This is a genomic window from Microcystis flos-aquae FACHB-1344 (assembly GCF_014698375.1).
GTDB lineage: Bacteria > Cyanobacteriota > Cyanobacteriia > Cyanobacteriales > Microcystaceae > Microcystis > Microcystis aeruginosa.
This window is the reverse complement of record NZ_JACJSW010000206.1, coordinates 1-10,860: the sequence shown is the minus strand read 5'-3', so window position 1 is coordinate 10,860 and position 10,860 is coordinate 1. Positions and strand designations below refer to the sequence as shown.

Sequence of the window (10,860 nt, the reverse complement as noted above, 5' to 3'; positions counted from 1 at the left end):
CGTGAATTCTAGGTTAATCATGTTTTTAATGAGTGCTTTGCTTCTAATTATGACTCTTAAACTATATTATTGTCCTTGAGTAAAAAATGCAAGTTGTAGCCGTGCAAAGTATATACTAAATTCTGTTTAAAAGGTATAGGGTAGTGGGAAGTGGGGCTGTCTGGGGGCGGGGTTTTTACTTCTGTCGATGACATGGCTTTCGCTCGATCGTTCTCTACTCAAGCCTTTATCCTAGCATTGATAACCCTTAGCTATTAGCCGTCAGCTATCAGAATCATTCCAACATCGTCGGGTTTGCTCGGTGACAGGTTGCCAATCCAGAACTCAACCCACCAGAGCAGCATCGCACTTTAACCCACAGCTTCAATAAATGTGCATGGTGCGTTCCCCAAAATCGATCAGTGGAGCAGTGGGAGCCACATTAGGGAACGCACCCTACAGTGATAGCGATCGCACTAAATTTCCTGTGCGCCTAACTACATATTATACGGCAACTTTCTGTATAACACTCTCCAGAGTTAACGATATGGGTCAACTTTCGGTATATCACTCCATTTAGGCGCAATCGCCAGAAGTTTTCCCCATATCACCCCCAAAAGCTTGTTAGCCAGATTAGCATATTGCCAAAAACCTTGTTTAACTAAATTCCTGACAATAAGCTGAAACAACAGGAATTTTCCGGGATTCTAGCAATGATTCCTATGTCTGACCGCACCCCTTGACAAAAATTTATATCGCTTGTTCTAGGTATGTTTTGGGGGTTTCAGTCGGCATTACTTTCTATGAGATTAAACTATTGGGACTTAGGCGTTTTCGGTCAGCAAAAAAGGCTCAAACCATTACGGGACAAAGGTTTAACCTCGATTTATGATTTTCCTTGATCTATCTGGGTTTCAGCGATTTTGGGCTTCTCGAAGTAAATCCCAAGCGGGGATTGGAGTTGAGGCTTTTCTCGATTTGTTTTTTGTCTAAGTCCCACTATGTCATTCTAGTTTAGGTCCCATTAGGGGCGAACTGATGCAATCCCACTTTTTCTTAGCTTAGTTTTTGTATTGGGTTGAGATATCTATGGTTTGACGCCTAACGGTGAAGTTAGGCTTTAGATACAGCAACGCTCATTGATGATTCCGTCTCAGCTGCCAAAATAAGATTAACTGATTGACCTTAGTTCGACTCTCGGCTAGACTAAGATTAGCTCTCTAACTTTAGTCTTATGATCGAGATCGCAAAAGAAGACATCCTCTCCCGCCTTCAATTTGATAATCCTTGGTGGGAGACAGACCGTAAGGGAAAAATAATCTATGAAGATACGCCACGGCGCAAGTACTTTGAGGCTTTTTCTCAAAACATCTTGGACACAAGTGTGCGTCGAGCAACAGTCTTGATGGGACCCAGGCGTGTTGGTAAAACTGTCATGGTTTATCACACTATTCGTCTGCTCCTAGATTCTGGCATTAGTGCGGTAAATATTTTATATGTCTCTCTTGAAACTCCAATTTATACAGGACTTCCATTAGAGCGGATACTTAAGTATTTTCAGGAACTATTCAATCACGATCGCAATTCGAGGCTATTTGTCTTTTTTGACGAAATTCAATACTTGCGTCAGTGGGAAATTCATCTAAAATCCCTGGTTGATTCATTTCCAATCTGTCGATTTGTCGCTACTGGCTCTGCTGCTGCTGCTCTAAGACTTAAAAGCACTGAGTCTGGTGCTGGTCGATTCAGCGACTATATCCTGCCACCGCTAACCTTTGCTGAATATTTAATGTTTATAGGAAAAGAAAATGAATTAATAGAGACAAATGTCCATGGCTCTGAAGATTCTAGTTATCCATCTAAGATCTATGAGTTTGTGTCTAAAGATATTGATCAGTTGAATGAGAATTTTATTAATTATTTGAACTTCGGTGGCTATCCAGAAGCTGTCTTTTCTGAAACAATTCGACAGGATCCTGGACAATATATTAAAAGCGATATCATTGACAAAGTTTTACTTCGAGATTTGCCAAGCCTTTATGGGATTAGTGATATTCAAGAACTGAATAGACTTTTCACAACCCTGGCGTATAATTCAGGCAACGAAGTAAGTATCGAGGGGTTATCGCAATCCTCTGGTGTAGCTAAAAACACTATCAAACGTTACATCGAGTATCTTGAGGCTGCATTCCTAATCCGCCGAGTAGAGAGAATTGATCAAAACGCTAAAAAGTTTAAGAGAGCAGTTTGCTTTAAAGTCTATTTAACCAATCCGTCAATGCGCGCCGCACTATTTGGTCAGCTTGAAACAGACTCTAAGGCGATGGGAGCCATGACTGAAACCGCTATTTTTAGTCAATGGCAGCACAGTAAAATGATTGAGCTTTATTACGCACGATGGAAAACTGGAGAAATTGATATTGTACATTTAGATGCTGCCCATCAATCACCTTCTTGGATAGTTGAGGTTAAGTGGAGCGATCGCCCTCATAGTACACCTTCCGAACTGGACAACTGCACAGAATTTTTAAAAAAGAATCCAGGTATATCTCAACCGATCTTGGTGACAAGTAAAACTATTAGGGATGCCAATTTTTTATACAAAGATATACGATTTCGCTTTGAGCCCGCAAGTTTATATGCCTATGCTCTCAGTGCAAATATATTGCGAAATATTGACAACAAGGTTAAGGGATATCGTGCCAGGTCACTACCTCTTGAATAAGAGTTGCTTGATCTAGTCGTGATAGGGGACTTGCGCTTTGATAATGTACCTTTTGGGCGAACGCAGTTCGCCCCTACATTGTGGACAAAATCCGTTACTGTAGGGGCGCAAAGCTTGCGCCCTCCGCTCCCTCAGGTTTGCTGATCACCCTAAGTAGGGGGAAAGCCTTCGAGAGCCCCCTACTTTTAGCAGCTGTTAGGCTGTCGTCAGCCACTTCAAAAGCCCCTGTTTCGATGTCTATTGCTACAATCTTCCCATGATTCCCTTCCTCGATCTGGGAGCGTACCTGAGACTCGTAGACTTCGTGTCCACGTCGGGCAAATTCTTCTTTGCTGTAGCGGGGTTGTCGAACTGTCATTGAAGCGACCCTGTTGCAACTTTTGCCCCTCTATTTTAACCTAAACATTGGGAATCTTCGCTAACATTCCCCAACTGGTTCCACCAGAGCGGCATCGCACTTTAACCCACAGCTTCAATAAATGTGCATGGTGCGTTCCCCAAAATCGATCGGTGGAGCAGTAAGAGCCACATTAGGAAACGCACCCTACAGCGATAGCGTACTGCTACGCAGTGCCTTCGGCATCGCACTTTGGATGATGTGAGAAGTTTAGCATACGGTCGGGTGCAGTGATTTGTTATGTCGATCTATCTTGAAGTGCCATTCAGGGCAATTCACTTTTGTCGAGAGTCTTTGGAGTTTCCATAGATGATTGTATGTAGTTGAGTAACGTTATGGTTTTGTACTATTTCTAGAATGTAGCTGCTTAATTTATCTGCACCAATTGCAGATGGCTCGATCGGATTAGCGTAATCAGATGTACTGGTAAAGATTTGGCGCAGATCAATAATTGGTAGTTTATAGGCTATTGCTGTTTGAATTATCACATCATTCCAAAATGTGAGTGCAGTTGTCGCTATGCTTTGGTATTCTGACTGCTCAAATCTTGGCTCGTAGATGGTGCAAATTGTTATTGGCAACTGTTTTTCCAGTAGCTCTTTGATTGCACTTACATAGTTAGCACGAAAATCTCCGACCAGCCTTGAAAATTTAATTATTACTTCTGCAACAGATTGTGCCCTCTGAGATAGATAGTCGATGTTGCGTAAAGCATCATTTCCCCCAACACTCAAAAACAAGTGAGTTGAGTCTTTAGGTAGCTTCTGAACTTGAGCATGGAGATCCGTGGTAATAGAACCATCAATAGCGAGTAAAGTGGCTTTCCATCCTAAAGGTATTTTGCGCTTAAGGTAATGGATAACATCTTCTTCAACATCCACATAAGGAGCATTATCAAATATGCTGTCGCCGAGCAAGACGATGTGGGTCATAAATCTATACCTTAAAATTTTCCACTTGCGCAAAGAAGCAATGCGACATAACTACATATTATAGGTCAACTTTCTGTATAACACTCTCTGGGGTAACGATATGGGTCAACTTTCTGTATAACACTCCATTTAGGCGTAATCGCCAGAAGTTTTCCCCATATCACGTCCAAAAGCGTGTTAGCCAGATTAGCATATTGCCAAAAACCTTGTTTAACTAAATTCCTGACAATATAGCGTTTCCCAATCTCATGAGGTACACCAAAATCTTAACTACTGACTCCTCAAAACCTAAGACTCTGCACCTCACAACTATGGGAATTGCTATAAGCTAAAATAACAGGAGTTTTCCGGGATTCTAGGAAGATAGAAACTAAGCACATCAAAGCTTTTAGCTTAACCAATTAGGTTTTAGATTCGGCCCTTGTTATCAGATGTGGGTTTTCAGTTCACCGATTACTGATGACTGTTTACCGATCACTGAACAAACCCCACTTCCCCGAACATTTGTCAAGACTGGGAGCGAAAAAGCCGCGTTTGTTCACACAGCTTAATTAAGAGTTGTAACTTTTAATGAACAGGAAGAGAGTCTAGGGCTGAGAGCTTGCTATAGTGAATCCTAGCCGTTTTTTCACGGCTCGTCATTATCAAGTCAGAGCCTTTACTCGTCTCAATCATCATCCCAGAGTAAAATCAATAATCCCTATGGTCAGCACGATCCAAAAACCAGAATTCGAGGAAATCCGTCCGGGTATAAAAGTTCCCGCTAAAGAAACGATCCTCACTCCCCGCTTCTACACCACTGATTTTGAAGCGATGGCGGAAATGTCGATCGCCGCTAACGAGGAAGAACTGAAAGCGATTTTAGAGGAATTCCGTACCGATTATAACCGGCATCACTTCGTTCGCAATCAAGAATTCGATCGCTCTTGGGAGCATATTGATGGCGAAACTCGCCGCTTATTCGTGGAATTTCTGGAAAGATCCTGCACGGCCGAATTTTCTGGCTTTCTTCTCTACAAAGAACTCGGCAGACGTTTAAAAAACAGAAATCCCGTCTTGGCAGAATGCTTTAACCTCATGTCCCGGGACGAAGCGCGTCACGCTGGATTCCTTAATAAGGCTTTATCGGATTTTAACCTCTCCCTTGACTTGGGATTTTTAACCAAAAGCCGTAACTACACCTTCTTTAAACCGAAATTTATCTTCTACGCCACCTATCTTTCCGAAAAAATCGGTTATTGGCGCTATATCACCATTTATCGTCATCTCGAACAACATCCCGAAGATCGGGTTTATCCGATTTTTAACTTCTTCGAGAATTGGTGTCAAGACGAAAACCGTCACGGGGACTTCTTCGATGCGATCATGCGCGCGCAGCCTGATATTCTTAATGATTGGCGCGCTCGTCTCTGGTGTCGTTTCTTCCTGCTTTCGGTCTTCGCTACTATGTATCTCAATGATACTCAGCGTTCTGGTTTCTACGCCATTCTCGGTTTGGACGCTCGCGAGTACGATAAGTATGTGATCGAGAAGACCAATGAAACTGCAGGCCGCGTCTTCCCGATTGTTCTCGATGTGGATAGTCCTGAATTTTATGATCGCCTAGAGATTTGTGTTGGCAATAACGAGGGATTACGGGCGATCGATAGCGAAAACAGTCCCGCACTGGTTAAATTCCTGAAGAAATTGCCTATCTTCGCCTCTAACGCTTGGCAATTCCTCAAATTGTACCTGATGAAACCGATTCGGGTCGATAAATTAGCCGGTAGCGTCCGTTAAAAAGTTTGTTTTCTTGAGACATGGTGAGGGTGGGTGAAACCACCCTTTTTTTGTCGATAAAATTCTTAAGAAAATCCTCTAACATTTCTATCCTCGCTAGACTGGATCCTAGGGGTGTGAACTAGGTTTTTACTTTTTACTTTTCACTGTCAAAAATATGGCTATTTATAGTGAATTACCCACAGGACAACGTCTCTATCTCGATAATCAAGGGATGCAGACGATTGTAACTCTCGCTAGTGGTGCAGCGGGACAACAACAGCAGTCTAGCAGTAGTTTTGCCACGGGAGTTTGGACAAAAGAACCCCAAATAGAGATAATTCCCCAAGGGGCAATTATTGAAATTATCACCGAAACTGGACCCCACAGAATCCAAATTCAAGGAAGCAGTATCGGTTTTTCCTCTCCTCATACCTCTGGAGTTTCTCAGTCCTCTCAATCGACAACCGCTACCAGTTTCTCCTCCTCACCGATGCAACCAATGCAACCAATGCAACCGATGCAACCGATGCAACCGATGAAAATGGGTAATATGTCGATGAATTTTACCCCCATGGAAATGCAAATGGGAGATATGAAAATGAGTATGGGAGACACAAAAACCGTCAGTAAAGCCCAATTTTGTAGTCAATGCGGGGCAAAAGTAGCGGCAACCGATCGCTTTTGTAGTAGCTGTGGTCATCAGTTACAGAAATAAAACCTGTTTAGCTAAATCTATAACTCCTTTTCGGGCAAAATTCTGTTTATATTAATGGACTGGGGCGGTGAGTGAGCATCTAGATGGTAATATCAAGCCGTCCTAAAAAAACGGGGTTTCAGAGCCAATTTTTTGATGAACGATCAACGAGATATTAACAAACTCAACGCTGGCTCTGTAGTGTCAGTGCGAGGAAGCATCATTGATGTCTATTTTTCCCAAAGGCTGCCAGAGCTTCATAGCCAACTTCAGGCCGGAGAAGATGGCAGTGTAGCGATGGAAGTTGTGGCCCATCTTAACTCCCAACTGGTACGGGCCATTTCACTGAAGCCAACAGCCGGTTTAGCTCGCGGTTCTCCAGTCATCGATACGGGCCATCCCCTGCGAGTTCCAGTGGGCGAGGGGTTGCTCGGTAGGATGTTGAATATATTTGGGGAAACAATTGACGGACAAGAACAGATAGCTGAGGGAGAATGGCGTTCAATTTATGCAAATCCGACTCCCCTGTACGAGCGAACCACTAGCTCGGAGATTCTCAAAACCGGTATTAAAGCCATAGACGTGCTTGTCCCGTTGGAACGGGGGGGGAAAGCAGGATTATTTGGCGGAGCGGGTGTTGGCAAGACGGTTTTGATTACCGAAATGATTCATAACATCGTCAAGCAAGATCAGGGAATTAGTATCTTCTGTGGAATTGGGGAGCGATGTCGGGAAGCCCTAGATTTATACCAAGAAATGCGGGGGGCCGGGGTTTTGCAGAATACGGTGATGATCTTTGGGCAGATGGATGAACCGCCAGGTGTCAGATTTCGCGTCGGACACGCCGCGCTGACGATGTCGGAATACTTTCGCGACACGGCCAAACAAGATGTCTTACTGTTAATTGACAATATCTTCCGCTTTATTCAGGCCGGTTCAGAGGTATCGGGGTTGATGGGACAATTGCCCTCGCGGCTAGGGTATCAGCCGACATTAGCCACGGAACTGGCAGAGCTAGAAGAGCGGATTTGCAGTACGGCTACGGGCGCAATCACCTCCATTCAAGCAGTCTACGTCCCAGCAGATGACTTTACCGATCCGGCGGCTGTTCATACCTTTTCTCATTTATCGGCATCAATTGTACTCTCTCGCCAGCGAGCAAGTGAGGGGTTTTATCCGGCGGTGAACTTACTGCAATCGGGATCGAAAATGTTGATGCCGCCTATTGTCAGCGAGCAACACTATCGCATCGCCCAGGCAGTGCGACAAACCCTAGCGAACTACGAAGAACTCAAGGATATTATTGCCATGCTAGGATTAGAAGAACTTTCACCGGCTGACCGCCAGATTGTAGCCAGAGCCAGACGATTAGAAAAGTTTCTCACCCAGCCTTTCTTTTCTACCGAACAGTTTACGGGAATGGCGGGTAAATTTGTCGAGCTAGAAGCGGCTTTAGCAGGATGCGATCGCATTCTTCAAGATGAATTTTCGGATTATCCAGAGAAGGCACTTTACATGATTGGCACGATTGAGGAGGCAGTAAAGGTAAAGCTATGACAGGCACGATGAAACTCCGAGTTATATTGCCCACCCGAATCCTATTAGAGACAGAAGTTATTAAAGTCACAGCAGAATCGGGAAGCGGTTGCTTTTGCCTGCTGCCCCATCACATTGATTTTGTCACCGCTATCTTGCCCGGATTGCTGTCTTTCACCACTCCTCAAGAGCAGGAGAGATTTATGGCCGTGGATGAGGGCATTTTGGTCAAATCTGGTTTTGACGTGCGGGTTTCTACTCGCCATGCTGTTGAAAGTGCCGACTTAGGATGCTTAAGAGAGGCGGTAGAAAAGCAGTTTCAAATCTTAGATGAGCGGGAAAAACGCACTCGCGTGGCTCTGACAAAACTGGAAGCTAACATGATCCGGCAATTTATCGAACTAGGAGGGCAGCGAGGAAACTAGACGAGAAATAATGGAAATATGGGTACTAATAAAATGGCAGCAAGAAGTCATCAAAAAAATCGTTGGCGCTTTAGCCGCAAGGTAGGGGGCCAGGAAGAGCGTAAACTCAGAGCTAGAGTAGAAAAGAAGCACAGTATATGGTTTGGTCTGGGGTTATTGGGATTAGTCGGTTGGTCAGTCGTTCTACCCACTCTCTTAGGTATGGCACTTGGTATCTGGATCGATCGAGAATGGCCGAGTCGCTTTTCTTGGACATTAATGTTAATGTTGGCTGGGTTGATGCTGGGCTGTTTGAATGCCGGGCAGTGGGTTAAGCGCGAACAATCCGCCATCGAGGGCGCACGCGAGCAATCGAAAAAGGAACTCAATCATGATTGAACTACTGTACTTTCCTCTGGCACTATTGGCGGGAATGGCCTTGGGTTTGGCCTATTTTGGGGGATTGTGGCTAACGGTGCGTCAACTCCCCAGAACCAATAATCCCATCGTGTTAACTTTGATTAGTTTTTTGGGGCGTACAGGCATAATTTTGCTGGGATTTTATGCGATAATAGTTGCAGTCCCCCACTTGCCAGTCCTCCACTTGCTGTTAAGCCTGGCCACCTTCTTCTGGACGAGAAATCTAATATTGCAGCAGGTTCAACCTAAATTCAGAAGTAACTAAGTACAATAGCTGATGTATATAAGTCCTGACAAGATTATTTTCTGGCAATCAGGAGCAGTTACCCTTAATGCTACTCTGTTATTTACTTGGGGGTTAATGGCGTTATTGGGCATTAGTTCCTGGCTAATCACGCGCCGACTATCGACAGATACTCGTCTGTCTCGCTGGCAAAATGTTTTGGAAGTTGTAATCGAAGAATTGCGGGGTCAAATAAGAGATATTAGCGGATGCCAACCGGATATCTACTTGCCATTTATCGGTACTTTGTTTATTTTCATCGCCGCTTCCAATCTTTTAGAAATCATCCCGGGATATCATCCTCCTACGGCCTCTCTTTCTACAACGGCAGCACTTGCTATCTGCGTTTTTTGGGCGGTGCCATTTTACGGCATACGTCAGTCAGGGTTAAAAAAATATCTCAAGCACTATTTACAACCCCATCCCTTGATGTTACCTTTTCATCTGATTGGGGAACTGTCACGCACCTTGTCCTTGGCTATCCGTCTGTTTGGCAATGTGATGAGTGATGTCATGATAGTAGCTATTCTTTTATCCATTGCCCCTCTCTTTTTCCCGATTATCATGCAGGTATTGGAGCTACTGACTGGATTAATTCAAGCGTATATTTTTGCGATTTTGGCTATGGTTTATATTGCTTCGGCAACAGAAGCACAGCAAGTGGTTAATAATTCTCATACAGGAGAAAAGGAGCAAAGAAACCATGAATAATATTGGCTTGACGGCAATGATATCAATTTTAGCGGCTGGATTAACTATGGCGATTGGTTCAATAGGGCCAGCACTGGGAGAGGGAAGAGCTATTGCTCAAGCTTTGACCGCTTTGGCGCAACAGCCAGACGAAGCCAATACGATTACTCGAACGTTATTTGTTGGTTTGGCATTTATTGAGTCAGTGGCAATTTATTGTTTTGTGATTTCGCTAATTTTAATTTTTGCCAATCCTTTTTGGGGTTATGTAGTGACTAAAGCGGGGGGATAATTCCGTGGCAGTTGATTGGTTTACCTTTTTGGCCCAAATTGTCAATTTCTTGATTTTGGTGGCTGTACTGCAAAAGTTTCTCTACCGTCCTATTATTCAGGCAATGGAACGTCGGGAAAAAACAATTAGCGATCGCCAGCAAGATGCAGAACAAAAGTGCCAATTAGCGCGAGAAGAAATCGAAAAATACCAACAAATGCAGCAAGATTTTGCGACTGAGCGCTCGACGATGTTGGCTCAAGTTAGGGCAGCAGTTGCACAGACGCAAACAGAGTTAATGCAAGGTATCCGCACTGAAGTAGAAGAAGATCGATCTCGCTGGCAAGAAATAGTTCAACGGCAAAAAGATGCCTTTTTGCAAGAGTTGCGACATCGAGCATTACAACAGATTCAGGAGACAATTCGCCAAGTTTTGGCAGCTCTAGCCGATGTCCAACTTGAACAGCTTGTCATTCAAGTTTTCCTCAAGCGAGTTCGCAATTGGGATCGGGAAGAGAAACGAGTGCTTTGTCAAGCGATCGCCGCAACGGCCAAGACGCAGGAGGCAATCATCTCTAGCAGCTTTGAAATCTCGGAAGAATTGCGGCAGCCAATTATCTCAGTTCTTCGCCAAGAACTTGTTGGTGATCTGGATTTCAAGGGGTGACAGAGGGGCTACAAGCTAGATAGAGCGGGGGGTCTAGCCAAACGACCCCCTAAAGAAATAGAGTGGTTAGGACAACCACTCAAAATTTTAAAATGTTACCT

General features: G+C 44.1%; 11 protein-coding genes. 10 read left to right on the top strand and 1 reads right to left on the bottom strand.

Going from position 1 to position 10,860, the window contains the following annotated elements; translation table 11 throughout:
- The first annotated feature begins 1,213 nt into the window (after window positions 1-1,213).
- The gene (locus H6G48_RS21315) at window positions 1,214-2,704 is read left to right on the top strand and encodes an ATP-binding protein (protein WP_190723107.1); all 1,491 of its coding nucleotides are present in this window, start codon (window positions 1,214-1,216) and stop codon (window positions 2,702-2,704) included.
- Between the two features lie 672 nt (window positions 2,705-3,376).
- On the opposite strand, the gene H6G48_RS21310 is transcribed toward H6G48_RS21315, so the two are convergent.
- Window positions 3,377-4,033: an SGNH/GDSL hydrolase family protein gene (locus H6G48_RS21310; RefSeq protein ID WP_002758338.1), complete on the bottom strand. Its 657-nt coding sequence runs from the start codon at window positions 4,031-4,033 to the stop codon at window positions 3,377-3,379.
- Between the two features lie 702 nt (window positions 4,034-4,735).
- On the opposite strand from H6G48_RS21310, the gene acsF reads away from it, so the two are divergent.
- From acsF to H6G48_RS21265, 9 genes are all read left to right on the top strand, one after another.
- Entirely contained in the window at window positions 4,736-5,812 is a 1,077-nt protein-coding gene (gene acsF / locus H6G48_RS21305) for a magnesium-protoporphyrin IX monomethyl ester (oxidative) cyclase (RefSeq protein ID WP_043999011.1), read from the top strand.
- Window positions 5,813-5,969: 157 nt separating this feature from the next.
- The gene (locus tag H6G48_RS21300) at window positions 5,970-6,509 is read left to right on the top strand and encodes a zinc ribbon domain-containing protein (RefSeq protein ID WP_190723106.1); all 540 of its coding nucleotides are present in this window, start codon (window positions 5,970-5,972) and stop codon (window positions 6,507-6,509) included.
- A gap of 135 nt (window positions 6,510-6,644) precedes the next feature.
- Complete coding sequence (atpD, locus tag H6G48_RS21295) at window positions 6,645-8,045, top strand: F0F1 ATP synthase subunit beta (RefSeq protein ID WP_190723105.1); 1,401 nt, start codon at window positions 6,645-6,647, stop codon at window positions 8,043-8,045.
- Window positions 8,042-8,449: a F0F1 ATP synthase subunit epsilon gene (locus H6G48_RS21290; protein ID WP_190723104.1), complete on the top strand. Its 408-nt coding sequence runs from the start codon at window positions 8,042-8,044 to the stop codon at window positions 8,447-8,449. Before atpD ends, H6G48_RS21290 begins: the two co-directional genes overlap by 4 nt.
- Before the next feature lie 18 nt (window positions 8,450-8,467).
- The gene (locus tag H6G48_RS21285) at window positions 8,468-8,827 is read left to right on the top strand and encodes an AtpZ/AtpI family protein (protein ID WP_242034721.1); all 360 of its coding nucleotides are present in this window, start codon (window positions 8,468-8,470) and stop codon (window positions 8,825-8,827) included.
- Complete coding sequence (locus H6G48_RS21280) at window positions 8,820-9,113, top strand: ATP synthase subunit I (protein ID WP_190723103.1); 294 nt, start codon at window positions 8,820-8,822, stop codon at window positions 9,111-9,113. Before H6G48_RS21285 ends, H6G48_RS21280 begins: the two co-directional genes overlap by 8 nt.
- A 12-nt stretch (window positions 9,114-9,125) precedes the next feature.
- Window positions 9,126-9,842 carry a F0F1 ATP synthase subunit A gene (locus H6G48_RS21275; RefSeq protein WP_190723102.1) on the top strand — a complete coding sequence of 239 codons (717 nt, stop codon included), beginning with the start codon at window positions 9,126-9,128 and terminating at the stop codon, window positions 9,840-9,842.
- On the top strand, window positions 9,835-10,113 hold the full coding sequence (locus H6G48_RS21270) for a F0F1 ATP synthase subunit C (RefSeq protein ID WP_002768905.1): 279 nt from the start codon (window positions 9,835-9,837) through the stop codon (window positions 10,111-10,113). The genes H6G48_RS21275 and H6G48_RS21270 overlap by 8 nt, the downstream gene beginning before the upstream one ends.
- Window positions 10,114-10,117: 4 nt before the next feature.
- On the top strand, window positions 10,118-10,759 hold the full coding sequence (locus H6G48_RS21265; protein ID WP_341275524.1) for a F0F1 ATP synthase subunit B family protein: 642 nt from the start codon (window positions 10,118-10,120) through the stop codon (window positions 10,757-10,759).
- The last annotated feature ends 101 nt before the right edge of the window (window positions 10,760-10,860 follow it).

Excerpts from the sequence above, each read along its gene's own strand:
- H6G48_RS21315 (WP_190723107.1), top strand. The coding sequence starts at position 1,214 with ATGATCGAGATCGCAAAAGAAGACATCCTCTCCCGCCTTCAATTTGAT.
- H6G48_RS21275 (WP_190723102.1), top strand. The coding sequence starts at position 9,126 with ATGTATATAAGTCCTGACAAGATTATTTTCTGGCAATCAGGAGCAGTT.
- H6G48_RS21300 (WP_190723106.1), top strand. The coding sequence starts at position 5,970 with ATGGCTATTTATAGTGAATTACCCACAGGACAACGTCTCTATCTCGAT.
- atpD (WP_190723105.1), top strand. The coding sequence starts at position 6,645 with ATGAACGATCAACGAGATATTAACAAACTCAACGCTGGCTCTGTAGTG.
- H6G48_RS21285 (WP_242034721.1), top strand. The coding sequence starts at position 8,468 with ATGGGTACTAATAAAATGGCAGCAAGAAGTCATCAAAAAAATCGTTGG.
- H6G48_RS21280 (WP_190723103.1), top strand. The coding sequence starts at position 8,820 with ATGATTGAACTACTGTACTTTCCTCTGGCACTATTGGCGGGAATGGCC.
- H6G48_RS21310 (WP_002758338.1), bottom strand. The coding sequence starts at position 4,033 with ATGACCCACATCGTCTTGCTCGGCGACAGCATATTTGATAATGCTCCT.
- H6G48_RS21290 (WP_190723104.1), top strand. The coding sequence starts at position 8,042 with ATGACAGGCACGATGAAACTCCGAGTTATATTGCCCACCCGAATCCTA.
- acsF (WP_043999011.1), top strand. The coding sequence starts at position 4,736 with ATGGTCAGCACGATCCAAAAACCAGAATTCGAGGAAATCCGTCCGGGT.
- H6G48_RS21270 (WP_002768905.1), top strand. The coding sequence starts at position 9,835 with ATGAATAATATTGGCTTGACGGCAATGATATCAATTTTAGCGGCTGGA.